Consider the following 24,275-nt stretch of genomic DNA (forward strand, 5'->3'; position numbering starts at 1 on the left):
CCCCTCCGTGCGGTGCGGAGGGGGCGGGCCGTCGTGCGCCGTTGTGTCGTCGTCCGGGACTCTCGCTGGATCCCTACTTGCCCGGCGCGCCGACCAGTTTTCCTTCGGGCGAGACGGCGTACCACGTGCCGCCGACGCCCTGGCCGTTGGTGTCCCCGGCCTTCGCGTCACCGGAGAAGGTGTAGATCGGCCAGCAGTTGACCGTCTGCTGCTTCTGGCCGTTGTCGGGCCGGGTGAAGCCCATCAGGCCCTTCTTCACGATGCCCTTGGTGTCGCTGGACGCGATCTCCGCGACGGCCGGCCACTTGGCCAGGCAGTCACCGGTGCAGTTCGAGACGACCTTGGGCCACGCCTTGTCCTTGATGAAGCGGTAGACCGTCATGCCGTTCTTGTCGACGATGATGTCGCCGAGCTTGGCGTCCTTGCGGACGGACAGGCCGGGCAGGTCGGCCAGTGTCGCCTTCTTTCCGTCGGGGGCGGCCGCGAACCACTTGCCGCCCACGCCCTGGCCGTTGACGTCACCGGCGTTGACGTCCTTGGCGTAGCGGTACACCGGCCAGCCGCCGACGGTCAGCTGCTTGGTGCCGTCGGAGCGGGTGACCTCGCCGAGCAGCGACTTGTCGATGCCCGCACCGGCGGTGGCGTCGTCGGCGGGCACCGGCGGCCAGGTGGTGGCGCAGGCGCCGTCGCAGGTCGACTTGGGGGGATTGGCGGTGTCGGCGTCGAAACGGTAGAGGGTGAGGCCGCTGCCGTCGGTCAGCACCTTGCCCAGATCCGGGTTGCTGGCAACGCTCAGCTGGCCGGCGGGCGCGACCGCGGCCGGGGAGCTGGAGGCCTGGTTGCCGTCGGCACCGTAGCCGTTGCCCGCGCCGGTGGAGGCGGAGGGGTTGGTGATGCTGCCGATGCCGGCCGGCGCCGTGGCACCGACGTTCTGGGCCGCCGAGGACGGAGTGGTCGTGTTGTCCTGACCGCACGCCGTCGCGAACACCATCACCCCCGCGGCCGTGGCCACCAGCGAGGCACTCCTCCACGAGGTCTTCATCGTCAACTCCCCATAATCGCCTGGTTATTGCAGCGCCTCTGCGCCGCCGCACGACATCAGGTACGGATGCCGGGGGTCGAAGTGTTCAACGGGCGCACGAATTTCTTTCCGGACGCTGTGGCCGCGGACCGCGTTCCGTACGGCCGTACACTTCGAGCCATTCGCGAGGCGGTCTGATTCAAACCGGTTTACGCCGCATGTCCCCCGTTCGGATCAATCACCCGGTACTCCGGCATGCGACGGCCCCCGACGCCTCATGATCTCCGTCGTGCATGCACCCGAAGCGACCAGACGCGCGCTCGTCCCAAGGGCGTTGGCCCTGCTGACGCTGACGTGGACCCTGGTGGGCTGCCCGGTCGGCGCGGCGTCGGCCGACGCCTGCGCCTACGCCTCGACGGGCCCCGACGGCAGCTACGCGGTGGCCGCCGCCGGCGACTCCTGGCCCACTCCCCCGCTGTGTCCGCCCCCCACCCCGCCCCCCTGCCCCACGCCCACCCCGACGCCCACGCCCACTCCGACGCCCACCCCGACCCCGCCCCCGAAGCCCAGGCCCACCCCGACGCCCGAACCGCCCCGCACCACCCCGCCGGCGCCGCGCCCGGCCCCACCGCCGCCACCCCGGCCGGTCCGCAGGCCCACGCCGGCCCCGACCCCGCCACCGGCTCCCCGGCCCAGGCCGAAGCCCACCCCGACGCCCAGCCCGACCCCGAAGCCCGCCCCGGTGACCTACCCGCCGTACCGCGTCCAGTCGACCGGCGCGCCGGCCCCGAACCGTACCTCCCCGGTCACCTACGTCCTGCTCATCGCCGTACCCGCGATCATCGCCGTCGCCGCGTTCCGCGCGCGCTGACGGCCGTCCCACCGATTCCTGGAGGCTTCCGTTGCCGGATTGGCTTGTTCTCGTCCTCGCGATGTTCGCGGTCGTTGCCGTGGTCGTCATCATCACCCTCGTCCGCGACAAGAGGGCGGCGGAGGACGAGGATCCCTCCGAGACGCCGGACGTCATCGAGTACATGACCATGTGGATCGGCGTCATCTACGCCATCGTCCTCGGCCTTGCGGTGGCCGGCGTGTGGGAGGCCCGCAGCGCCGCCCAGGACCATGTGCAGGCGGAGGCGCAGGCGCTGCACGAGATCCACGAACGGGTGCGGGTGTATCCACCCGACACCCGTGACCGGATCCGGGCGGACGTCGACGCCTACGTCACCCAGGTCGTCGACAAGGAGTGGAAGGAGATGGCCGACCACGGCCGGCTCTCCCCGCACGGTGCCGAGCTGCTCGCGCGGATCCGTCAGGACGTCACCGACTACGTACCGAAGACCGACTTCCAGGCGCAGGCCTACCAGCCGCTGGTGGACCAGGTGGCCGCTCTCGACCAGGCGCGCAGCGCCAGGGCCGACTCGACGGGGGCGACCATGCCGAGCGTGGTGTGGATCGGGTTGCTGACCGGAGCCGCGATCACCGTCGGCATGGTCTTCGCGCTGCAGATCAGGCGCACCCGGCGCGAGCTGATCCTGGCCGCCCTGTTCTCCGCGACCATCGCCTTCATGCTGTTCCTGATCTGGGACTTCGACGAACCGTACAGCCGGGGCATCACGGCGACGGCACAGCCGTTCCTGAACCTCTTCCCGCACATCAGGGGTTAGGGGGCGCTGCGGGGGACACCGCAGCGCGCCACGCCGCCGGTGCCCCCCGGACGGCCCACGCATCTCATCTCCCCCGTTTGGGCTACTGCGTTCGCGCGCGTGTGCGGAGGTGGCGTCCCGGCGGGTTCGATCCCCGGGAGATCGGCCCGGCGGGGCGCTGGTGGCGGGCTCGGCCGGTACGGCGTACCTGCGCCCGCGCGGGCAGGCCGGCGGGGACGGCGCCTGATCCCGGCGCGGCCTGCGGATCTGTGCCCCGGTCCGACGAGGGACGGGGGCACAGGCCCGCTGCATCAGATCCGGTTCTCGTGCCGGCGGCGCAGCCAGAACCCGCAGCCGGCGAGCACGGCCGCGCCCACCATGCCGCCGCCGATCGCCATGTCGGTCGGCGTGGCCCCGCTGGAGATGCTGCCGCCGAGCCCGGCCTGTACTCCGCCGAGCTTGGAGGTGGACTGCCACCCGTCGGACCCGGGGTCCTGCTCCCACCCGTCGGACGCGTGTTCCGGCCCGTTGAGCTCGGGCCCCCGGTCGAGCACGGTGAAGGCGGACTGCCGGGTCATGAAGTGGTCGTCGCAGCTGACGGTGATGTCGTACGGTCCCGTGTGGGCGTTCTGGCGGATGGTGGCGACCCCGCGCGCCATGTCCCCGCCGAACGGGGACAGCCGCTGCGTCCCGAAGGCGGCGGACCTCATGTCGCCGCGGTGGCAGCCGTTGACGGTGACGGTGAGCTGCTCTCCTCTGCGGACCGTGCGGGGCTGGACGGAGATGTTGCGCCCGCCGTCGCCCCGGCCGCCGAGTTCGTCGAACCCCTCACGGCCGCGTCCGCGCTGGCCTTCGCCGCCCCGCTCGCCGAAACCGTTGTCGAAACGCCCTTCACCGCCGACTCCGCCCACACCGAACCCGGGGACCACCACTCCGGGGACGGCGACGCCGGGAGCCACCCCCACCCCGCCGACACCGGGAGCCACCCCCACCCCGCCGACACCGGGAGCCACTCCCACGCCGGGAGCGACCCCGGTGCCGGGGGCGACGCCCGTCCCCCCGACGACCGGGGCCTGGGTATTGGCCGGGCCGCCGCCGTTTCCCATGCCGTCCGCGACGGCCGTGGGGGCGGCGGCTCCGAGAACGGCGACCACTGTGCACGCGGCCGCCAGGGCACGTGAGTTTCGCATCTCTTCCTCCGCGGAAGGCGCCCCGGGAACCGTCCCCGGTGGATCGGCGAGAAAGCACCTCCCGAAAAGACCCTCAGACGCCCTGAACACGCCCGCATTTCGAGAATGGTCCGTCCTGGTGAGGGGACACGCCGCACGGAAAGCACACAATCGGATATTGCCGCAGGTCACGGACCGTCAGAAAAATCCTGAGAACTGCAACTCGGATGGCGCACCGGAATACCCGCGGGCCACCCGTTCGCCCGTCCCCCCGTCGCCGCACGCGAGCGGGGGACTTAGCTTTTTCCCATGCGCGATACGGACATGAAGGCGGCCGCGTCGAGAGGGGATGGCGAATGTCTGCGTCCGAACTTTCCGAGGTGGCAGAAGAGGAGGAGCGGCGGCGGAAGCGTGCCCCCTGGGGCGTGATAGCGCTCGTCCTGCTGACCGGTCTGGCACTCATTCGGAACGGTTCGGGAGAGTTCGACGTCGGTCCGCCGCAGCCGGCCTCGGCCGCCGCCCCGGACACCCGTACCACGGTCCCGGGCGTCTTCACCACGGCGCCCGCCCCGCTGCCGTTCGCCGCGGCGGACCGGATCCGGATCCCGGCGATCCGGGTCGACGCGCCGGTGATGCCGGTGGGGCTGGACACGGCCGGCTGGATCGCGGCGCCGCCGCCGGACGACCCGAATCTCGCGGGTTGGTTCACCGGCGGTGTCTCACCCGGGGAAAAGGGCACCTCCGTCGTCGTCGGTCACGTGGACAACACGAAGGGGCCGGCGGTTTTCTACGGGCTCGGTTCCCTGAAGAAGGGAAACCGGATCGAGGTCGACCGCCAGGACGGCCGGACGGCCGTCTTCGAGATCTACGGAATCGAGGTCTTCGCGAAGGCCGGCTTCCCGGGCGACCGGGTCTACGGTTCCAAGGGCACCCCGGAGTTGCGGGTCATCACGTGCGGCGGCGGTTTCTCGAAGCAGAACGGCTACGACGGGAACGTCGTGGTCTTCGCCCGCCTGGTCGAGGCCCGCTGAGGCCGCCACCCGACGGGCGCGGGCCCGTTCACATGCGGCGGCGCGGCACGGTCAGGTGGTAGCCGTTGTCCAGCAGATAGGGCAGGTACTCGCGCAGGGCCTGGACGCTCTGCGAGCGGTCGCCCCCGGCGTCGTGGGAGAGGACCACGACACCGGGGGCGGCGCCGTTCTCGATCGTGTCGACGATGGTGCGGGTGCCCGGGACGGTCCAGTCGGTGCTGTCCACGGTCCAGGCCATCGGCTCCATGTCCATCTCGGCGCCGAGTTGGAAGGCCGCGCGGTTCCAGGCGCCGTAGGGGGCGCGGAACCACTGCGGGCGCTCGCCGTAGGTGTCCTCGATGGCGTCGCTGGTGCTCGTCATCTCGTCGCGGATCTCCCGGCGGTTCAGGGTGGTCAGCAGCGGATGCGTCCAGGTGTGGTTGCCCACGACATGGCCCGCGTCGGCCATCCGCGCGACCAGTTCCCGGTTCTCGACGATGCACTCCCCGCACAGGAAGAACATCGCCCGCACGTCGTACTTCGCGAGGGTGTCCAGGATGTGCGGGGTGTAGTCCGGGTTGGGGCCGTCGTCGAAGGTGAGCATCATGCGCCTGCCGCTGCGGGAGATCTCCGTGATGGGCTCCTTGCGCACCTTGAGCTTGCGCGGCGCGGTGGGCGGCGGGCCGTATCCGGTGAGCGGCTGGAGCCGGAAGGCGGAGGGCTTGAGCGCCGGGCGGGCCTGCGCTCCGGCGGCCGGGACGACCCCGCCGGCCGCCTCCTCGGCGCTGCTCGCCAGCACGATGCCCGCGGTACCGGCGGCTCCCAGAGCGGCGCCGCCGGCGAGCAGCAGCCGGCGTCGGGTGAACAACTGATCCTTCTGCATGACTCATCAGTCGCCCGGCAGGGCACCGCCGCACCACTTCGACACCGGTGCGGCGGTGGGAAAGCACCCGCACGGACCAGCAGGAGGAGGTTTCGGTAAGAAAAGACCAAAAAACATCAGCGGCGGCGGACCAACGGGAAGGGCAGCGTCTCGCGGATGGTCAGGCCGGTGAGGAACATGACCAGCCGGTCGACGCCGATACCGAGGCCGCCGGTGGGCGGCATCGCGTATTCGAGGGCGTCGAGGAAGTCCTCGTCGAGCTCCATCGCCTCGGGGTCGCCGCCGGCGGCGAGCAGCGACTGGGCGGTGAGCCGGCGGCGCTGTTCCAGGGGGTCGGTCAGTTCGGAGTAGGCGGTGCCGAGTTCGATGCCGAAGGCGACCAGGTCCCAGCGCTCGGCGAGCCTGGGGTCGGTGCGGTGCTGCCGGGCGAGCGGCGAGACGTCGGTCGGGAAGTCCTTGTAGAAGGTGGGCAGCCGGGTCCGCTCCTCCACCAGGCGTTCGTACATCTCCAGCACCACGTCACCGGGCCCGTCGTCGGCGGTGTACGGCACCCCGGTCCGGTCGCAGTGCCGGTGCAGCCGCAGCAGCTCGGTGCCGGGGCCGATCTCCTCCCCGAGCGCCTCGGAGATCGCCCCGTACACGGTCTTCACCGGCCAGGTGCCCGAGAGGTCGTACTCGTGTCCGTCCCTGCGGGCCACCGGTGCGCCGAGGGCGGCGGTCGCGGCGTCCTGGATCAGTTCGCGGGCGAGGTCCAGCATCACCTCGTAGTCGGCGTACGCCTGGTAGGCCTCCAGCATGGTGAACTCGGGGTTGTGACTGGGGGAGACGCCCTCGTTGCGAAAGGTCCGGCCGAGTTCGAAGACTTTCTCCAGACCGCCGACGCAGAGCCGCTTGAGGTACAGCTCGGGGGCGATGCGCAGGTGGAGGTCGAGGTCGTAGGCGTTGCTGTGGGTGGTGAAGGGGCGGGCGTTGGCGCCGCCGTGGATCTGCTGGAGCACCGGGGTCTCGACCTCCAGGTAGCCACGGTCCAGGAGGCCCTGGCGCAGCGCCTGTACGGCGGTGCAACGGGCGCGGAGCACGGCGCGGGCGGCGGGGCTGGTGACGAGGTCGAGGTAGCGGCGGCGGACCCTGGCCTCGGGGTCGGCGAGACCGTGGTGCTTGTCGGGCAGCGGGCGCAGGCACTTGGCGGTGAGCTGCCAGTCGGTGACGAAGAGGGTCGGTTCGCCCTGGTCGCTGACGCCCATGCGGCCGGTGGCGGCGATCTGGTCGCCGATGTCGGTGTCGGCGGTGAACCGGTGGAGGGCGGTTGCCGACCTGTCGCGGGTGAGGGCGAGTTGGCGGTCGCCGGACCAGTCGCGCAGCGTCACGAAGACGATGCTGCCGAAGTCGCGGACCAGCATGATCCGCCCGGCGACGGTGGCCGTCTCGCCGTCGCGCACGTCGGCGAGGGCACGGGTGGGCCGTACGGTCGCCACCGGGTAGGGGTCGACGCCCGCCGCCCGCAGCCGGTCCAGCCTGTGGCGCCGGACCCGGAACTGGTCCGGCAGGCCGGCGTCCGGGGCGCCGGTCCCGGTTCCGTCGCCTCCGTCGAGACCGGGCACCGGCGCGGACGGCGGCGCCCCGACGGGCCGCGGTCCGGTCCGCGAGTGTCCCTTTCCCCAGAGTTTGCGCAGGGACGGTACGGAGACGAACCCTTCGGCGATTCCGGAGGCGAGGCCGATCCGGGCGAGGGAGCCGGCGTCGCCGTAGCAGAGGAAGCGCGGGTACCACTCGGGGCGGTACTTGGCGTTGGAGCGGTACAGGGCCTCCAGCTGCCACCAGCGGGAGAGGAAGAGCAGCAGCCGGCGCCACAGCCGCAGTACCGGTCCGGCACCGATGCGGGCGCCCTCCTCGAAGACCGAGCGGAAGGCGGCGAAGTTCATGGAGATCCGGTGCACACCGAGTTTGGGGGCGGCCGCGCACAGGTCGGCGACCATGAACTCCACGACCCCGTTCGGGGCGGTGCGGTCACGGCGCATCAGGTCGAGGGAGATGCCGTCGTCGCCCCAGGGCACGAAGGAGAGCAGGGCGAGCAGCCGGCCGTCCTCGGCCATGGCCTCGACGAGCAGGCAGTCGCCGTCGGCGGGGTCGCCGAGCCGGTCCAGGGCCATGGAGAAGCCGCGCTCGGTCTCGGTGTCGCGCCAGGCGTCGGCCCGGTCGACGATCTCCTCCATCTCCGTCTCGGTGAGGGTGGCGTGGCGGCGGATCCGGCAGCCGGCGCCGGTGCGCCGCACCCGGTTGACGGCCTGCCGGGTGACCCGCATCTCGCGGCCGCCCAGGTCGAAGTCGGCGACGTGCAGGATCGCCTCGTCGCCGAGTTGCAGGGCGCCGAGCCCGGCACGGACGTAGGTTCTGGCGCCGTCCTCGGAGGCGCCCATCACGGCGGGCGCCCAGGCGTGCCGGCGCGCCGCGTCCAGCCAGGCGGCGACGGCGTGCGGCCAGGCCTCCGGGTCGCCGACGGGGTCGCCGCTGGCCAGGCAGACGCCGGCCTCGACGCGGTAGGTGACGGCGGCCTTGCCGCTGGGCGAGAAGATGACGGCCTTGTCGCGGCGGGTGGCGAAGTAGCCGAGGGAGTCCCGGTCGCCGTAGGCCTTGAGGAGGGCGCGGATGCGGGCCTCCTCGTCGCCGTGCAGGGCGGCTTCCAGGCGCTGTGAACGAAAGAGGGTGGCGGCGGCGTTGAGCAGGGCGAGGGCGCCGAACAGACCGAGGAGGAAGGAGACGAAGCGGGGCGGCCGGCCGGCGTAGGTGTGGACGGAGACCAGGCCGCCGCAGACCCGGTCGGCCGCCCAGGCGAGGTGCTGGCCGTGCGGGAGCGAGCCGGGGAAGAGGGAGACCAGGCCCCAGCCGGCCAGGATCGCCACCACCAGGCCGGTCAGCAGGACGGCGATGGCCTGGCGTACGGCGGCCCGGCGGGAGGCCGCGTAGAACTCCCGGCGGGCCACGATCAGCAGGGCCAGGGCGAGTCCGCAGACCACCAGTGAGCTGAACGAGTACCAGTCGAAGCCGAGGGCGACGGCCAGGACGTCGGCCAGCACCAGCAGGCCCAGGTAGATCACCACCAGCCACCAGGCGACCTTCTTGCGGGCGGCGGTGGCACCGGCGAGCAGGAACAGGAAGACCGCGTAGGCCAGGTTGGGGCTGACGGGCACCACGACGGCGTCGAGGAAGTGCACGACCGGGCGGAGCAGCACGCGCAGCGGGGCGATGAAGGAGAGCAGGGCGCACAGCAGGGCGAGGGCGCCGAAGAACGTCCCGAAGGCCTCCGGCACCCAGGTCGGCCGCCCGCCGCCGGGCGGCCGTGTCCGGCCCGCCGTCTCCCTGCCGGTGGCGGGCTCCACGGCGGCACTCATGTTCTGACTGTAGGAAGCGCCGGCCCGGCCCGCCCGTCGAGCAGCCCGAGCCCGACGGGCGGCTGCGTGCCGTGGGTGGTTGCTCGCGCAGTTCCCCGCGCCCCTGAAGGGGCGCCAGGTGCACGCCCCCTGAAAGGGGCGCGGGGAACTGCGCGGCCGGCCACGACGACGCGGCACCCGACCGACCGCCCCTCGCCCCCGACGGCGCCCCCGCACACGAGCGGAGGCCCGCTCAAACACCGCCTCACCTGCGTAAACACCGCCCGGATCACGTCACCCGGTGCCACTGCCGAAGGCACCCCGTGCCGACTTTCTCGGAATCGAGAGGTTTTGCCCCGCAACCCTTTGATCGATCATCGATCAGGGAGTTAGAGTCGCCGACGGGCTCGCACCCGAGCCCTCTGCCCTGTCCTGCCAAAGACAAAGGGCACCCCCGAACCCTTACCGATGAGGGAACCCCCTTCGACTGAGGAAGGCGGCGACATGACCGACCCCAACGCCATCCAGCCGAGCGCGCTCGACCAGCTCCCGGACCGGGATCCGGAGGAGACCGCCGAATGGCAGGCCTCCCTGGACGCGGTGGCCAGGGAGGCCGGGCCGCACCGTGCCGCGTACCTGATGCGGCGCACGCTGGAGCGCGCCGAGGCGGGCGGCATCGCGCTGCCGAAACTGCTGGAGACCGACTACCTCAACACCATCCCCACCGCCGCCGAGCCGGCCGTCCCCGGCGACGAGGAGATGGAGCGGAAGATCACCGCGTGGAACCGCTGGAACGCGGCCGCGATGGTCACCCGGGGCAGCAAACACGGCGTCGGCGGCCACATCGCCACCTTCGCGTCGGCCGCCTGGCTCTACGAGACCGGCTTCAACCACTTCTTCAAGGGCAAGGACTCCCAGGACTCGCCCGGCAGCGGTGACCAGCTCTACATCCAGGGCCACGCCTCCCCCGGCATCTACGCCCGCGCCTTCCTCGACGGCCGCCTGACCGAGGCGCACCTCGACAACTTCCGCCAGGAGGCCGGCGGCAACGGCCTCCCGTCGTACCCGCACCCCCGCCGCCTGCCCTGGCTGTGGGAGTTCCCGACCGTGAGCATGGGCCTCGGCCCGCTCTCGGCCATCTACCAGGCCCGCTTCAACCGGTACCTCACCAACCGCGCCATCAAGGACGTCTCCGCGTCCCACGTCTGGGCCTTCCTCGGCGACGGCGAGATGGACGAGCCGGAGTCGACCGCGGCCCTCGCGCTCGCCGCCCGTGAGGAGCTGGACAACCTCACCTTCGTCATCAACTGCAACCTGCAGCGTCTCGACGGCCCGGTGCGCGCCAACTTCAAGATCGTGCAGGAGCTGGAGGCCCAGTTCCGCGGCGCCGGCTGGAACGTGATCAAGACGCTGTGGGGCACGGCGTGGGACGAGCTGTTCGCGCTGGACAGCACCGGGGCGCTGGTACGCCGGCTGCGCCAGGTACCGGACGCGCAGATCCAGACGTACCAGACCCGGGACGCGGCCTACATCCGCCAGGACTTCTTCGGTGCGGACCCCGCGCTCGTCGAGATGGCGAAGCTGCTGAGCGACGACAGGATCCTGGAGTGCTTCCACCTCTCGCGCGGCGGTCACGAGGCGCGCAAGGTGTACGCCGCGTACAAGGCCGCCGTCGAGCACAAGGGCGCGCCGACCGTCATCCTCGCCCAGACCGTCAAGGGCCACACCCTCGGTGACGGCTTCGCGTCGAAGAACGCCAACCACCAGATGAAGAAGCTGACGGTGGACGAGTTCAGGACGATGCGCGACCTGCTGGACCTGCCGATCGCGGACAGCGCCTTCACCGACGGTGTCGTGCCCTACGGCCACCCCGGCGCCGACTCCCCCGAGGTCCGCTACCTCCAGGAGCGCCGCGCCGCCCTCGGCGGCCCGGCCCCGGCCCGCCGTACGCACGCCCTGGCCCCGCTGCCCGCCCCCGCCGACAAGGCCTTCGCCTCCTTCGACAAGGGCTCGGGCTCGCAGAACGTGGCCACCACCATGGCCTTCGTCCGCCTCGTCAAGGACCTGGTCCGCGACAAGGAGACCGGCAGGCGCTGGGTGCCGATCGTCCCCGACGAGGCGCGCACCTTCGGTATGGAGTCGCTGTTCCCGTCGCTCGGGATCTACTCCCCCAAGGGCCAGACGTACGAGCCGGTCGACCGTGACCAGCTGATGTACTACAAGGAGGCCGAGAACGGCCAGATCCTCAACGAGGGGATCACCGAGGCCGGTTCGATGGCCGACTTCATCGCCGCGTCCACCGCGTACGCGACGCACGGCGAGGCGATGATCCCGTTCTACATCTTCTACTCGATGTTCGGCTGGCAGCGCACGGCCGACCAGATGTGGCAGCTCGGCGACCAGCTCGGCCGCGGCTTCCTGGTCGGCGCGACCGCCGGCCGTACCACCCTGACCGGTGAGGGCCTCCAGCACGCCGACGGGCACTCCCCGGTGATCGCCGCGACCAACCCGGCCGCGCTGACGTACGACCCGGCCTTCGCCTACGAGATCGCGACGATCGTCAAGGACGGTCTGCGCCGGATGTACGGCGAGTCGGCGCCGGGCGAGGACCCGAACGTCTTCTACTACCTGACCGTCTACAACGAGCCGCTCCCGCAGCCCGCCAAGCCGGCCGGGCCCGGCGTCGACGAGGGCATCGTCAAGGGCCTGTACCGCTTCAACACGGCGGAGTCGGCCGGGCTGTCCACGGTGGCGAACGCCCCGCGCATCCAGCTGCTCGGCTCCGGCACCGCGATCCACTGGGCGCTCAAGGCGCAGCGGCTGCTCGCCGAGGAGTGGGGCGTGGCCGCCGACGTCTGGTCCGCGACCTCCTGGTCCGAGCTGCGCCGGGACGCCATGGAGGCGGACGCGGCCCTGCTGCGCGGCGAGGAGCGGGTGCCGTACGTCCGCCAGGCGCTGCACGGCGCGCAGGGCCCGGTTCTCGCGGTCTCCGACTACATGCGCCAGGTCCCCGACCAGATCGCGCAGTGGGTCGAGCAGGACTGGTCCTCCCTCGGCGCCGACGGCTTCGGGCTCTCCGACACCCGTGACGCGGCCCGCCGTCACTTCGGCGTCGACGCGGAGTCGATCGTCGTGGCGGCCCTGGCCCAGCTGGCCGGGCGGAGCGAGGTCAAGGCGACCGCGGTGAAGGAAGCGCGGGAGAAGTACGGGCTGTGAGCCCGCGCGCCCCTGAGCGCGCCCGGACGGCCCCGGCGGATCCCTCCGCCGGGGCCGTCCGGGCTGTGCGGACCGCCCCGCCGGTGCCGTGAGCCCGCCGCGCGGCCACGCCCGCCGCGCGCGGGCCGAGCTCCGCGAACGGCCGCGGTGGCACAGCACGCGAGGCGAGGGGGTGAGGGGTCGAAGGACGCCGGATAACAATCCGCACCACTCCGCGTGCGCCCCCGTCGCCCAGGCACGATGCTGGACCCGTGATGGACGAGACGGAGTTCTGGGAGCTGGTCGACGCCACCCGCGAGGCCGCCGAGGGCGACCCGGAGGAGCAGGCCGACCTGCTGGTGGAGCGGCTGCTCCAGCTGGAGCCGGACCTGGTCCTGGACTTCGCCCGTCACTTCGAGGCCCGCTACAACCGCGCCTACCGCTGGGACCTGTGGGGCGCCGCCTGGGTGCTGCTGGACGGGGCCAGCGACGACGCGTTCGACTTCTTCCGGTGCTGGCTCATCGGCCAGGGCCGGGAGGTCTTCGAGGGCGCCCTGCACGACCCGGACGCGCTGGCGGAGTTGCTGGACGACTTCGACGAGGAGGTCGACGGCGACGGCGAGGAACTGGGGTACGCGGCGGACGAGGCGTACGAGCAGCTCACCGGGACCGTGGCGCCGGACCTGGGGATCGCCCCCGCGCCCTCCGAACCGGAGGGCACCCCGATCGACTTCGAGGACACGCGGGTGCTCGCCGAGCGGTTTCCCCAGCTGTGGGACCGCTTCAAGGAGTAGAGAAGCAGCGGTCACGGAGGGGTCAGGCGGCGCGGCGCCGGGTCAGGTCGGACGGGATGTACGCCTGCGTCTGCTCGGCCTTGACCGCGTGGTGCATCGGCGCCGCGTTGGCCTGGTCGAGGGCGGACGCGGTGACCGCGGCCGGGCCGAGCACGACCGTCGCGACCGCGCAGAGCACGGCCCAGGGCCCCCGGGACGACCTGACCCGCCCGGCCTTCTCGGTGGCCTCGGCACGGGCTTCGGTACGGCCTTCGGTACGACTGCTGTTCATGATCCCCGCCTCCGGTCGGCTGCTGATGTCCCTGACCGTAGGGCGCGGGGATCTGAACGGCCTGCGTGCCGCCTATGGCGTTCCTGTGGACGCCTTCGCGGGTGGTCCGAGGGAGATCCTCAGGGGTGTTTCCCGGAAGGTGCGCAGCGGGGTTCCGGCCGGGGGCGCCGACCGTCCGGGGGTCCTCGAAGGCGACGGTGCCGCCGCCCGCGCCCTGCCCTGCAGCCGGGCCGCCGTCTCCCTGATCTCCGGGAGGCGCTCGATGAGGGCGGCGCCGGGGCAGTTGGTCATGTAGCCGTCCTTGTGGCCGGCCACGGCCGGGAGGGCGACGACCGCGCCCGCCCGGTAGCGGCTGCGGCCGTTGCTGGAGACCAGCCGGGCGCTGCCGCGCGGGTCGATGTCGGCCAGGCCGAGTTTCCAGGCGGCGACGGCGGCGATCGAGTCGGCCATGGCGCGCGGCACGGGCACCCCGGCGGTGAAGGTGCCGAGGGCGGCGATGCCGGCGGTGCGGTGGTTGAAGCCCTGGGTGTGGGCGCCGGTGACGGCCCGGTCGGCGCCGCCCGCGCGGCCCTCGTAGACGGTGCCGCACCGGTCGACCAGGAAGTTGTAGCCGATGTCGTCCCAGGCGCGGTCGCCGGTCTGGCCGGCGTACAGGCGGCGGATGATCTCGGGCGTCTGGGCGCAGGAGTAGCCGTTGGGCGAGTCGGTGTGGTGCACGAAGACGGCGACGACCTTGTCGTCGTAGCGCGGCGGCGGCTGGGTGCGGCGGACGGTGTCGTTCAGCCAGGCCGAGCGCGGCACGATGCGCGGCCGGGGTGCCCGGTGGCGGGCGGCGGGGCTGGCGGGCGCGGGCGCGGCAAGGTGGATGACGGCGGGGCGGTCGACGCCCTGGGCGCTCTGCAGCAGCACGAGCACGGCGGCGAGGCCCGGCAGGCAGCCGAGCAGCGTCAGGGCGGTGATCACGGTGCGCCGCCCCGCTCTTGGGAAGACACGCATGGCACTCACTCTCGGGTTGATCGACCGTGCCCGCGATGTGTGCTGTGCCACCTGGTGGAACCATCGTCCTGGTCCGGGACGTTTCAGGGGGTACACGCGTGCGTGGCCGGTTCCCGGGCCCCCGCGCGCGTGAACTGATCACTGGACCTGTCCCGACCGTATTAAGGGCACCGAGAGAAAGGCGGCTCCGTGGACCTGCTCGACCTGGTGCTCGTACTGGTGGTCCTCGTCTACGCGGCGTCCGGTTACCGGCGCGGGCTGGTGGCCGGCTGTGTCTCGCTGGCCGGGTTCGTGGGCGGCGCGGTGATCGGCGTGTGGGTGCTGCCGTGGGTGATGGAGCTGGTCACCCGCGGGACGGCGACGGCGACGGTGGTCGCGGTGCTGACGGTGCTGGTGCCGGCGGTGGTGGGGCACGAGCTGGCGGGGCGGCTGGCGCTGCGGCTGCGCCGTGAGCTGGACAGGGGTCCGCTCCGGGTGGCCGACGGGATGGGCGGGGCGGCCGCCAACTCGGTGGCGGTGCTGATCGTGGCCTGGGTGGCGGCGAGCGTGCTGGGCGCGTCCTCGTCGCCCGCGGTGACGACGGCGATCCGGGACTCGAAGCTGCTCGGCGCCGTGCAGAACACCATGCCGGACACCACGCCGGCCTGGTTCTCGCGGGCCACCTCGGCGCTGACCGAGGCGGGTTTCCCGCAGGTCTTCAACCCGTTCGAGAACGAGTCGACGGCCCGGGTGGCCAAGCCGTCCGGCGACAACGTCACCGCGGCCGCCACGAACGCGGCCAGGCGCAGCACGGTCAAGATCGAGGGTGCCTCCGGCAACCAGGGCCGCGAGGGCAGCGGGTTCATGTTCGCGCCGGAGCATGTGATGACCAACGCCCACGTGGTGGCCGGCATCGACAACCCGAGCGTGCGGATCGGCGGGGTCGGGCCGTCGTACGACGCGGAGGTCGTCCTCTTCGACCCGGACCGGGACGTGGCGGTGCTGTACGTGCCGCGGCTGCGGGCGCCCGTGCTGCGGTTCGACACGACGGCGGCGCGCGGAAACTCCGCGGTGGTGGCCGGCTATCCGCAGGACGGCAACCTGAACCTCCAGGCGGCCACGGTGGCGAACAAGGTGCAGGCCACCGGCCAGAACATCTACAACGACGCCACCGTGACCCGGGAGATCTACTCGATCCGCTCCACGGTCCGCCCCGGCAACTCCGGCGGCCCGCTGCTGACCACCGGCGGCAAGGTGTACGGCGTGGTGTTCGCCCGCTCCACGTCGGACAACGAGACGGGGTACGTGCTGACCGCCGGCGAGGTGGCCAAGGACGCGGCGCGCGCGGCGCACGCCACCTCGCCGGTGGACACGGGCGAACTGATCACGTCCTGACCGTCACAGCGGCCGGCCCATGACCACGTCGTCGACGTACTCGCCGTCCAGGAAGAACTCCCCCGGCAGCACGCCCTCGACGGCGAAGCCCTCCGACTCGTAGAGCCGGCGCGCCGCGGTGTTGTGTCCGAGCACGCCGAGCCGGATCCGGCGGGCGCCACGGCGGCTGGCCTCCTCCATCGCCGCCCGCAGCAGTGCCCGGGCCACGCCCCGGCCGCGGGCCTCCTCGGCGACCGCGAGGCCCTGGATCTGCCGGACGTGCGCGTTGGAGGCGATCTTGTAGGCGAGGCCGAGCCGGACATAGCCGACGATGCGCCGGTCGAGCTCGGCGACCAGGGTGTCCTCGGGGGCGTGGCGCTCGCTGAAGAAGGGGTCGTACGGCGGCTGCGGGCGCGGCAGGACCGCGTGCACGGGTGACCAGGTGGCGCGGTCGAGGGCGGAGAGCTCGTCGTCGTCGTCGGGCAGGGCGGTGCGTATGTACGGCACTGGCATGCGCTCACCCTAGGACGGCCGCTTGCCGGGGCCCATCGGGTTTTCCGCGGCCCTTACCGGCATGCTGGGACACATGGAACGTTCTCGTATCGCGGTGGCCGGCGCGTCCGGCCTCATCGGCAGCGCCCTGGTGCGGTCCCTCCAGGCGGACGGACACGAGGTGGTGCGCCTGGTGCGGCGCGCGGCCCACGGCACCGCGGAGGTCTGCTGGGACCCGGAGGGGCAGTACGTCGACACCGCAGGGCTGGCCGGCTGTGCCGCGGTGGTGAACCTGGCCGGGGCCGGGATCGGCGACCAGCGCTGGACGCCCGCCTACAAGCGCCGGATCCGGGACAGCCGGGTGCTCGGCACGGCCGCGCTCGCCGAGGCCGTGGCGGCCCTGCCGGACCCGCCGCGGGTGTTCGTGAGCGGCAGCGCGATGGGCATCTACGGCGACACCGGCGACCGGGTCGTGGACGAGGACGCCCCGCCCGGCGACGGCTTCCTCCCGTCGCTGTGCGTGGAGTGGGAGGCGGCGGCGGCCCCGGCGCGGGAGGCCGGCGTGCGGACGGTGTTCACGCGCACCGGCCTGGTGGTGGCCCGGGGCGGCGGGGCCTGGGGCCGGCTGTTCCCGCTCTTCAAGGCCGGGCTCGGCGGCCGGCTGGGCGACGGCCGCCAGTACTGGTCGTTCATCGCGCTGCACGACGAGGTGGCCGCGATCCGGTTCCTGATGGACACTGAGGGTCTGTCGGGTCCGTTCAACCTCACCGCGCCCGAGCCGCTGACCAACGCCGAGATCACCACGGCGATGGCCCGGGTGCTGCACCGTCCGGCTCTCTTCCCGGTGCCCTCCCCGGTGCTGCGGGCGGCGCTCGGCGAGATGGCCGGGGACGTGCTCGGCAGCCAGCGCGTGGTGCCGAAGCGGCTGCTGGAATCAGGGTTCACGTTCGCGTTCCCGGGCATCGAGGACGCGATCCGCGCGGCCTGACGACCCCTGTGACCGTATGCGACCGGCGTGCGACCGTGCCCTGTTCATGCGCGACTGTCCCCGACCGGTCACCGCCCTAACCTCGACCCGAACTCGGGTATCCCCGCAGCGGGTTGGGGGCATCACGTCTCCACCGGACGCGCAATCGAGGAGGGGCCTCGTGCATGAGCCCGCGTACCAGGCGGACGTCGTCATCGTGGGAGCCGGCATCGCCGGCCTCTCCGCGGCTCATCGGCTGAACAGCGCAGGAGTAACGACCGCGGTCCTGGAGGCCGCCCCTTACGTCGGCGGCCGTATGTCGACCGAGAAGGTCGACGGCTTCCGGCTCGACCGGATCGGACAGTTCCTGTCCACGTCCTATCCGGAGCTACGCCTCGCCCCGGGACTGGACGCCCTGGTTCTGCGCCGGTACGCGCCTGGCGTGCTGCTCCATCGCGACGGGCGCAGGCACCGGGCCGGCGCTCCGGCGGGCGGCGGAAGCGCGAGGGGCGCACTGTATGCCGTGCGCGCCCTGGCAAGCGCCCCCAGGGGCGGCTCGGCGGTGGCCCCGGCGCGGGCGACCACGCCGATGGGCGGCGCGGTCGACCAGGCCCGGCTGGGCGCCGCGCTGGGCCGCCTCGCCGTGACTCCCGTCGAGCGGATCCTGGCCCGTCCGGAGCTGCCCGCCGCCCGCGCCCTCGCGGAGCGCGGGGTGCCCGCCCGCACGGTCGACGGCTTCCTGCGCCCGCTGCTCGCGGCCCTCCTCTGCGACCCGGACCTGACGACGTCCAGCCGCTGCGCGGACCTCGCCCTGCGCTCCTTCGCGAGCGGGCGGCTGTGCGTGCCGGAGGGGGGCGCCGAGGTCCTCCCGGACCTCCTCGCCCGCGCCCTGCCGCCCGGCACGGTGCACACCGGGGTCCGGGTCACGTCGGTCTCCACCACCTCGGTGACGACGGCCGAACACGGCGAGATCCGCTGCCGGGCGGTACTGCTGGCGACGGACGCGAGGGCCGCCGCCGAGCTCCTGCCGGGCCTGCGCGTCCCGGACTTCCACCGGGTCACGGTGGTCCACCACACCACGGACGAGCCGGCGACGCTCACCACCGGGACGTCCCTCCTCCTGGACGCCGACCGGGGCGGCCCCGTCTCCCACACCTCCGTCGTCAGCAACATCGATCCGAGCCGGGCCCCGCAGGGCCGCGCCCTGATCTCCTCGACGCTTCTCGGCAAGCCCCCCTCGGACATCGACACCGCGGTCCGCATGCACCTGGCCCGCCTCTACGGCACGTCGACGCGCCGCTGGGAGACCCTCGCGGTCCACCACACCCCCGAGGCCATCCCCGCCATGCGCCCCCCGCACGACCTCCGCCGCCCCGTCCGCCTCCTCGCCGGCCTCTACGTCTGCGGCGACCACCGCGACACCAGCACAGTCCAGGGAGCCCTGCACTCGGCCCACCGCGCCACGGCGGCGATCCTGGCGGACATCGGCGCATCAGGCTCCCTGCACAGCGCGGAGACCCCACAACGCCGCGCCGCGTAAGCACCCCGTACGGCGGAAAAGGAAGATGAACCGCGGTCCGGCACCGCCGGCCCACGCCGTCGTGGCTGATCACCGCTGCGGCGGAAAAGGAAGATGAACCGCACAACGCCCCACAGGGGCGCGGGGAACTGCGCGACCAGCCACCACGGCGCCGCACCACGCGAACGGCCGGAACCGGCAACGGCGAGTGGCAATGGCCAGTCCGGCACCGCCGCACAACGCCGTCGTGGCTGCCCGCCGTTGCGGCGGAAGAGGAAGGTGAGCCGCACCGCGCCCCACAGGGGCGCGGGGAACTGCGCGACCAGCCACCACGGCGCCGCACCACACCAACAACCGAACCCCGCAACGGCGACCAGCACCGCCGGCCCACGCCGTCGTGGCTGATCACCGCTGCGGCGGAAAAGGAAGATGAACCGCACAGCGCCCCACAGGGGCGCGGGGAACTGCGCGAGCAGCCACCACGGCGCCGCACCACGCGAACGGCCGGAACCGGCAACGGCGAGTGGCAACGGCCAGTCCGGCACCGCCGCACAACGCCGTCGTGGCTGCCCGCCGTTGCGGCGGAGGGGAAGGGCAGCACCTCCTCGGCCGCAGCCCCGCGCAGCGGACCGTCAGCCCAGCGCGGCCACCCTCTCCCGGTAGCCCTTCACCGGCGCCGCGTCCTTGTACGGCTCCAGGCGGCGTTCGAAGTCCTTGACGTATTCGATCGCGCGGACCGAGCGCATCTCGGCCGCCGCCCCCGCCGCCTCCACGCCGAGCGCGCACGCCTGGTCGAGCTCGCCGAGGCCCAGCCGGGCCGTGGCGAGGACGACGCGGCAGAAGAGGCGGCTGCGGGCGTAGCAGGGCGCCCGGAGCTGGAGGGAGCGTTCCGCGTGCTGGGCGGAGGCCCGGAACTGCTGGAGGTCGCGGTGGCAGTGGCCGAACTCGTCGGCCAGTTGCGCCTCGTCGAAGAAGCGTGCCCAGTGCGGGACCTCGTCGCCGGGGCGCGCCGCCTCCAGGGCGCGTTCGGCCCGGACGAGCGCCCCCGTGCAGGCGCGCACCTCGCCGAGCACGCCGTGCGCGCGGGCCTCGGCCGCGTGGAGCAGGGCCTGGACGACCGGTGGGGCGCTCGTGCCGACCCCCTGCTGGGCCACCCGGGCCAGTTGCACCGCCTCCCGGCCGTGCCCCAGGTAGACCGCCTGCCGGCTCATGGTGACGAGGACGTAGGAGCCGTAGGACCGGTCCCCCGCCGCCTGGGCGAGGCGCAGCGACTGGACGAAGTAGCGCTGGGCGAGGCCGTGCGCGGCGATGTCGTACGACGTCCAGCCCGCCAGCCGGGTCAGGTCGGCCGCCGCGCCGAACAGCTTGCGGCCGGTCTGCTCGCCGTACGTGCCGCGCAGCATCGGTTCGCACTCGTGCTCCAGGTAGCGGACCAGGGCCTGCCGGGCGTGGCCGCCGCCGTACTGGTCGTCGAGGGAGCGGAACAGTTCGCCGACCGAGCGGAGCGCGGCGATGTCGCCGCCGGTCACCCGCTGACCGGGCCCGCGCTCGGCCTGCCCGCGCGGCCGCACCGGTGCGAGCGGCGCCTGCCTGGGCGCGGCGGGCCGGGTCTGCGCCGGCACCCGGACGACCGCCGGCGCCGCCGGTTCGCCGCGGGCCACCTTGTCGTCGGCGCGGCCGATCAGCCAGTCCCGGCTGGGCACCACGAGCCCGGCCGGGGTGAACGCGATCCTGCGGAGCTCGGCGTGGCTGCCGGAGTCCTTGCGCCACAGCCCGCTGACGATGTCGACGGCCTCCTCGGGGGTGGCCGCGAACTCCAGCCCGGCGTACACCGGGGCACACGCGTCGAGGCCCAGGTCCTGGGCGGTGAGCCGGCGGCCCAGGCGCCGGGTGAAGACCTCGGCGATCAGGGCGGGGGTGGTGCCCCTGGGCTGCTGGCCGCGCAGCCACCGGGTGACCGAGGTCTTGTCGTATCTGAGATCCAGCCCGTGTTCGAGTCCGAGTTGGTCGACGCGACGGGCCAGACCCGCGTTGGAGAACCCCGCTTCTGCGATGAGCGCGGCGAGCTGGCGGTTGGGGGTGCGCTGCGCGGGTCGATCCGTCATCTGGGGTGCGGTCTCCTGCCTTCTGGGTCAGCTCGGCGGCTTGTCCCGGATTGCCGGTGAGCAGCCCTTTTGACGCTCACGGACGGCGCGAATGTAGCGGAGAGTGAGCAGCCCATCGCACATCTCGACGTTCATTCATCCGATCGTGTGAGAATTAACCCCCGGGCTGACGCGTGACGGACGGACGTACAGTTGCTTGGGCGCGTTATGTGCCTGACACACCCATCGCCCGAGGGAGGCGCTTGCCGTGAGTGAGTTGCGGTTCGTCCGCATGGGGTTCGGCGCGGATGCCGTCGAGTACCAGGAGGCATGGGACGAGCAGCGCCGGGTGCACGCGGCGCGGTTCGCCGACGAGGTGCCCGACACGGTCCTGCTGCTCGAACACCCCCCGGTGTACACGGCGGGCCGCCGCACCGCGGACAACGAGCGACCGCTCGACGGCACCCCGGTCATCGACGTGGACCGCGGGGGCAAGATCACCTGGCACGGCCCCGGCCAGCTGGTGGGCTACCCGATCCAGAAGCTCCCGCGCCCGGTGGACGTGGTCGCGCACGTACGGCGCCTGGAAGAGGCGCTGATCCGCGTCTGCGCCGAGTTCGGCCTGGAGACCACCCGGGTCGAGGGGCGCAGTGGCGTGTGGGTGCTCGGCGACCCGGTCGAGCAGCGTCCGCACGCCCTCGGCGGGCTCGCCCTGGACTTCGACCCCCGCCTGACGGACGAGGAGTTCGACCCCCGCCTCAACGGCCCGGAGTACGCCCCCTCCAACGCCGGCCAGCGCCGCGAGGACCGCAAGATCGCCCAGATCGGGATCCGCGTCGCCAAGGGCGTCACCATGCACGGCTTCTCGTTCAACGTGAACCCGGACATGAAGTGGTTCGACCGGATCATCCCGTGCGGCATCCGGGACGCGGGGGTCGCCTCCCTCGCGGCCGAGCTGGGCCGGGAGGTGACGATCGAGGAGGTGCTGCCGGTGGCGGAGCGGCACCTGAAGGACGTCCTGGAGAACGCGGAACTCAAGCCGAGGGTGATCGAGAGAACACCGGCGGCATGACCATCGGCCCGTCCGGGAGCACCCCCTCCGGAGAAGTCCGAGGACCAGGCCGAAGGCCGGCAGCGGGGGTCGGGAGCGGCAGCCACCAGGGGCCAGCACCGACGCCGGTCCGTCAAATCAACGGGCGTACCCTGAAGAACGCCGAAGAATCAATCGCTAGGGAGCCGGTCGTGTCCGCAGTCTCACCCGACGGACGCAAGATGCTGCGCCTGGAGGTCCGCAACAGCCAGACCCCCATCGAGCGCAAGCCCGAGTGGATCAAGACCCGGGCGAAAATGGGCCCCGAGTACACGAAGATGCAGAACCTCGTGAAGAGCGAGGGCCTGCACACGGTCTGCCAGGAAGCCGGCTGCCCGAACATCTACGAGTGCTGGGAGGACCGCGAGGCGACCTTCCTCATCGGCGGCGACCAGTGCACCCGGCGCTGCGACTTCTGCCAGATCGACACCGGCAGGCCCGAGGCGCTGGACCGCGACGAGCCGCGCCGCGTCGGCGAGTCCGTGGTCACCATGGACCTGAACTACGCGACCATCACCGGTGTCGCCCGCGACGACCTGGAGGACGGCGGCGCCTGGCTGTACGCGGAGACGGTCCGGCAGATCCACCAGCAGACGGCGCAGCGCGAGGCCGGCCGCACCAAGGTCGAGCTCCTCGCCCCCGACTTCAACGCGGTCCCCGAGCAGCTCGCGGAGGTCTTCTCGGCCCGCCCCGAGGTGTTCGCGCACAACGTCGAGACCGTGCCCCGGATCTTCAAGCGCATCCGCCCCGGCTTCCGCTACGACCGTTCGCTCAGGGTCATCACGGCCGCCCGCGACTTCGGCCTGGTCACCAAGTCCAACCTCATCCTCGGCATGGGCGAGACCCGCGAGGAGGTCAGCGACGCGCTGCGCCAGCTACACGAGGCCGGCTGCGAACTGGTCACCATCACGCAGTACCTGCGTCCGAGCCTGCGGCACCACCCCGTGGAGCGCTGGGTGAAGCCGCAGGAATTCGTGGAGCTGAAGGAGGAGGCCGAGCAGATCGGCTTCTCCGGTGTCATGTCGGGCCCGCTCGTCCGGTCCTCGTACCGCGCCGGCCGCCTGTACCGGATGGCCGTCGAACAGCGGCATTCGGCCGCTCCGCAGCGGGGTGACGCATTCGTCGCCGCGCAGGCGGTCTGACGGGTCCGTCCCCGGCTCCGCCGCCGAGCGTGTGAATTCACGCACAAACTATTACCGGCCAGTAATGACCGAATGGACGCGGTCCTGACCGTCCTCGCTGATGAGGGCGTACGTCAGGACCGCGTCGGCGTTCACGAGCCCCGAATCAAGGTTTCATGGGCGTTTGACCGGTCGGTCACGCCCTGGTAACACCGAACAAAGACCCTGGTATCACAGCACATCCATCCACTTCGAGGGGGACCTCCACCATGCAGGCCGCGCCCGTTCGCGCCACCGCGATCCCGTCTTTCACCGACGCGCTGCGCGCCGTCGAGTCGCTCCTCATGAGCGGCGGCCAGCGCACCGCCCGCCAGAACGCCTGGACCTCCGTGCTGGAGGACCGCCGTCGCGCCAAGGACCGGGTCGAGGCCCAGCGCTTCCTGGAGCAGGCCGCCGGCCGCTCCTGACGCCCCTTCCGCGGCCTTGTCGGGACTCTGCCGTCGTCGGCACTCCCGGGGCCACGTAGACTTCGGGGCATGGCGAGGAAGGAACCCGCAGCGGACGCTGCGAATGCCGGACGACTGAAGCAGATCGTCCTGACGTACAAGATGACCCGCAAGGCCGACAAGACGATCGGCCTGGTGCTGGCCGGTGTCGGTCTCGGCACCCTTGCGGTCTTCCTCGTGATCGGCTTTTTGATCGGTCATCCGGTCTATCTGGGCATCCTGGGCCTGCTGCTCGCCTTCCTCGCGACGGCGATCGTCTTCGGCCGGCGGGCCGAGCGGGCGGCCTTCGGCCAGATGGAGGGCCAGCCGGGCGCCGCGGCCGCCGTCCTGGACAACATCGGGCGGGGCTGGACGACGACGCCGGCGGTGGCGATGAACCGCAGCCAGGACGTGGTGCACCGGGCGGTCGGCAAGGCCGGCATCGTCCTGGTCGCCGAGGGCAACCCGAACCGGGTGAAGACCCTGCTGGCCGCCGAGAAGAAGAAGATGGCCCGGATCGTGGCCGACGTGCCGGTGCACGACGTGATCGTGGGCACGGGCGAGGGCCAGGTCGAGCTGAAGAAGCTGCGGACCACGATGCTGAAGTTCCCCCGCGTGCTGACCGGGCCCCAGGTGACGACCACCAACGACCGGCTGCGGGCGATGGGGGACCTGATGTCCAACATGCCGTTGCCCAAGGGGCCGATGCCGAGGGGTATGCGGATGCCCAAGGGCGGACCTCGGGGGCGGTAAGCCTCGCCTGCGCACTGGGGGCGCGGTGGTCGCGTTGCGACTGCCGCGCCTTTGTGTT

The 24,275-nt window shown here is 72.4% G+C and carries 20 protein-coding genes; 12 read left to right on the forward strand and 8 right to left on the reverse strand.

Annotation, left to right across the window (positions count from 1 at the left end; all coding sequences use genetic code 11):
- Positions 1–73 precede the first annotated feature (73 nt).
- A complete protein-coding gene (locus tag AB0P24_RS18455; protein ID WP_365795152.1) occupies positions 74–1,042 on the reverse strand; it encodes an SCO0930 family lipoprotein in 969 nt (322 codons plus the stop codon).
- A 268-nt stretch (positions 1,043–1,310) separates the two neighbouring features.
- On the opposite strand from AB0P24_RS18455, the gene AB0P24_RS18460 reads away from it, so the two are divergent.
- Together AB0P24_RS18460 and AB0P24_RS18465 are read left to right on the forward strand one after the other, a co-directional pair.
- Entirely contained in the window at positions 1,311–1,892 is a 582-nt protein-coding gene (locus AB0P24_RS18460) for a hypothetical protein (RefSeq protein WP_365795154.1), read from the forward strand.
- A 31-nt stretch (positions 1,893–1,923) separates the two neighbouring features.
- Positions 1,924–2,688 (forward strand): DUF4239 domain-containing protein, encoded by a 765-nt coding sequence (locus AB0P24_RS18465; RefSeq protein ID WP_365795156.1) that lies wholly within the window; start codon positions 1,924–1,926, stop codon positions 2,686–2,688.
- A gap of 290 nt (positions 2,689–2,978) precedes the next feature.
- On the opposite strand, the gene AB0P24_RS18470 is transcribed toward AB0P24_RS18465, so the two are convergent.
- Positions 2,979–3,857 (reverse strand): hypothetical protein, encoded by an 879-nt coding sequence (locus AB0P24_RS18470; RefSeq protein ID WP_365795158.1) that lies wholly within the window; start codon positions 3,855–3,857, stop codon positions 2,979–2,981.
- A 335-nt stretch (positions 3,858–4,192) separates the two neighbouring features.
- On the opposite strand from AB0P24_RS18470, the gene AB0P24_RS18475 reads away from it, so the two are divergent.
- Complete coding sequence (locus tag AB0P24_RS18475) at positions 4,193–4,867, forward strand: class F sortase (protein ID WP_365795160.1); 675 nt, start codon at positions 4,193–4,195, stop codon at positions 4,865–4,867.
- 28 nt (positions 4,868–4,895) lie between these two features.
- Here AB0P24_RS18475 and AB0P24_RS18480 read toward each other — a convergent pair whose 3' ends face one another.
- Both AB0P24_RS18480 and lysX read right to left on the reverse strand, forming a co-directional pair.
- The gene (locus tag AB0P24_RS18480; protein WP_365795162.1) at positions 4,896–5,729 is read right to left on the reverse strand and encodes a polysaccharide deacetylase family protein; all 834 of its coding nucleotides are present in this window, start codon (positions 5,727–5,729) and stop codon (positions 4,896–4,898) included.
- A gap of 116 nt (positions 5,730–5,845) precedes the next feature.
- Positions 5,846–9,118, reverse strand: coding sequence for a bifunctional lysylphosphatidylglycerol synthetase/lysine--tRNA ligase LysX (gene lysX, locus AB0P24_RS18485; RefSeq protein WP_365795164.1), 3,273 nt, complete (start codon positions 9,116–9,118; stop codon positions 5,846–5,848).
- A gap of 483 nt (positions 9,119–9,601) precedes the next feature.
- On the opposite strand from lysX, the gene aceE reads away from it, so the two are divergent.
- Entirely contained in the window at positions 9,602–12,313 is a 2,712-nt protein-coding gene (gene aceE / locus AB0P24_RS18490; protein ID WP_365795166.1) for a pyruvate dehydrogenase (acetyl-transferring), homodimeric type, read from the forward strand.
- A 254-nt stretch (positions 12,314–12,567) separates the two neighbouring features.
- The gene (locus AB0P24_RS18495; RefSeq protein WP_365795221.1) at positions 12,568–13,086 is read left to right on the forward strand and encodes a DUF4240 domain-containing protein; all 519 of its coding nucleotides are present in this window, start codon (positions 12,568–12,570) and stop codon (positions 13,084–13,086) included.
- A gap of 22 nt (positions 13,087–13,108) precedes the next feature.
- Here the strand turns inward: AB0P24_RS18495 and AB0P24_RS18500 are convergent, their stop codons facing one another.
- Both AB0P24_RS18500 and AB0P24_RS18505 read right to left on the reverse strand, forming a co-directional pair.
- The gene (locus AB0P24_RS18500; protein WP_365795168.1) at positions 13,109–13,357 is read right to left on the reverse strand and encodes a hypothetical protein; all 249 of its coding nucleotides are present in this window, start codon (positions 13,355–13,357) and stop codon (positions 13,109–13,111) included.
- Positions 13,358–13,429: 72 nt separating this feature from the next.
- Complete coding sequence (locus tag AB0P24_RS18505; protein WP_365795170.1) at positions 13,430–14,353, reverse strand: peptidoglycan recognition protein; 924 nt, start codon at positions 14,351–14,353, stop codon at positions 13,430–13,432.
- Between the two features lie 189 nt (positions 14,354–14,542).
- On the opposite strand from AB0P24_RS18505, the gene AB0P24_RS18510 reads away from it, so the two are divergent.
- Entirely contained in the window at positions 14,543–15,727 is a 1,185-nt protein-coding gene (locus AB0P24_RS18510) for a MarP family serine protease (protein WP_365795172.1), read from the forward strand.
- A 3-nt stretch (positions 15,728–15,730) separates the two neighbouring features.
- On the opposite strand, the gene AB0P24_RS18515 is transcribed toward AB0P24_RS18510, so the two are convergent.
- Positions 15,731–16,219: a GNAT family N-acetyltransferase gene (locus AB0P24_RS18515; RefSeq protein ID WP_365795174.1), complete on the reverse strand. Its 489-nt coding sequence runs from the start codon at positions 16,217–16,219 to the stop codon at positions 15,731–15,733.
- 73 nt (positions 16,220–16,292) lie between these two features.
- Here AB0P24_RS18515 and AB0P24_RS18520 point away from each other — a divergent pair, with 73 nt between their 5' ends.
- Positions 16,293–17,186 carry a TIGR01777 family oxidoreductase gene (locus AB0P24_RS18520; RefSeq protein WP_365795176.1) on the forward strand — a complete coding sequence of 298 codons (894 nt, stop codon included), beginning with the start codon at positions 16,293–16,295 and terminating at the stop codon, positions 17,184–17,186.
- A gap of 160 nt (positions 17,187–17,346) precedes the next feature.
- Complete coding sequence (locus AB0P24_RS18525) at positions 17,347–18,705, forward strand: NAD(P)/FAD-dependent oxidoreductase (RefSeq protein ID WP_365795178.1); 1,359 nt, start codon at positions 17,347–17,349, stop codon at positions 18,703–18,705.
- Between the two features lie 611 nt (positions 18,706–19,316).
- On the opposite strand, the gene AB0P24_RS18530 is transcribed toward AB0P24_RS18525, so the two are convergent.
- Positions 19,317–20,789, reverse strand: a complete 1,473-nt coding sequence (locus tag AB0P24_RS18530; protein WP_365795180.1) for a regulator — start codon at positions 20,787–20,789, stop codon at positions 19,317–19,319.
- A 247-nt stretch (positions 20,790–21,036) separates the two neighbouring features.
- Between AB0P24_RS18530 and lipB the strand changes: the two genes are divergently transcribed.
- The 4 genes from lipB (at position 21,037) to AB0P24_RS18550 (ending at position 24,217) form a co-directional block, all read left to right on the forward strand.
- Entirely contained in the window at positions 21,037–21,840 is an 804-nt protein-coding gene (lipB, locus tag AB0P24_RS18535; RefSeq protein WP_365795182.1) for a lipoyl(octanoyl) transferase LipB, read from the forward strand.
- Between the two features lie 170 nt (positions 21,841–22,010).
- Positions 22,011–23,000 (forward strand): lipoyl synthase, encoded by a 990-nt coding sequence (lipA, locus tag AB0P24_RS18540; RefSeq protein WP_365795184.1) that lies wholly within the window; start codon positions 22,011–22,013, stop codon positions 22,998–23,000.
- Between the two features lie 248 nt (positions 23,001–23,248).
- Positions 23,249–23,446: a hypothetical protein gene (locus AB0P24_RS18545; protein WP_181806529.1), complete on the forward strand. Its 198-nt coding sequence runs from the start codon at positions 23,249–23,251 to the stop codon at positions 23,444–23,446.
- A gap of 69 nt (positions 23,447–23,515) precedes the next feature.
- A complete protein-coding gene (locus tag AB0P24_RS18550) occupies positions 23,516–24,217 on the forward strand; it encodes a DUF4191 domain-containing protein (protein WP_365795186.1) in 702 nt (233 codons plus the stop codon).
- Positions 24,218–24,275 lie beyond the last annotated feature (58 nt).

It is taken from the genome of Streptomyces sp. NPDC086519 (genome assembly GCF_040686075.1).
GTDB lineage: Bacteria > Actinomycetota > Actinomycetes > Streptomycetales > Streptomycetaceae > Streptomyces > Streptomyces shenzhenensis.

Coding starts and splice junctions, on each gene's coding strand:
- lysX (WP_365795164.1), bottom strand. CDS start 9,118: ATGAGTGCCGCCGTGGAGCCCGCCACCGGCAGGGAGACGGCGGGCCGG.
- AB0P24_RS18530 (WP_365795180.1), bottom strand. CDS start 20,789: ATGACGGATCGACCCGCGCAGCGCACCCCCAACCGCCAGCTCGCCGCG.
- AB0P24_RS18550 (WP_365795186.1), top strand. CDS start 23,516: ATGGCGAGGAAGGAACCCGCAGCGGACGCTGCGAATGCCGGACGACTG.
- aceE (WP_365795166.1), top strand. CDS start 9,602: ATGACCGACCCCAACGCCATCCAGCCGAGCGCGCTCGACCAGCTCCCG.
- AB0P24_RS18470 (WP_365795158.1), bottom strand. CDS start 3,857: ATGCGAAACTCACGTGCCCTGGCGGCCGCGTGCACAGTGGTCGCCGTT.
- AB0P24_RS18545 (WP_181806529.1), top strand. CDS start 23,249: ATGCAGGCCGCGCCCGTTCGCGCCACCGCGATCCCGTCTTTCACCGAC.
- AB0P24_RS18480 (WP_365795162.1), bottom strand. CDS start 5,729: ATGCAGAAGGATCAGTTGTTCACCCGACGCCGGCTGCTGCTCGCCGGC.
- AB0P24_RS18500 (WP_365795168.1), bottom strand. CDS start 13,357: ATGAACAGCAGTCGTACCGAAGGCCGTACCGAAGCCCGTGCCGAGGCC.
- AB0P24_RS18495 (WP_365795221.1), top strand. CDS start 12,568: ATGGACGAGACGGAGTTCTGGGAGCTGGTCGACGCCACCCGCGAGGCC.
- AB0P24_RS18505 (WP_365795170.1), bottom strand. CDS start 14,353: ATGCGTGTCTTCCCAAGAGCGGGGCGGCGCACCGTGATCACCGCCCTG.
- AB0P24_RS18520 (WP_365795176.1), top strand. CDS start 16,293: ATGGAACGTTCTCGTATCGCGGTGGCCGGCGCGTCCGGCCTCATCGGC.
- AB0P24_RS18475 (WP_365795160.1), top strand. CDS start 4,193: ATGTCTGCGTCCGAACTTTCCGAGGTGGCAGAAGAGGAGGAGCGGCGG.
- AB0P24_RS18515 (WP_365795174.1), bottom strand. CDS start 16,219: ATGCCAGTGCCGTACATACGCACCGCCCTGCCCGACGACGACGACGAG.
- AB0P24_RS18455 (WP_365795152.1), bottom strand. CDS start 1,042: ATGAAGACCTCGTGGAGGAGTGCCTCGCTGGTGGCCACGGCCGCGGGG.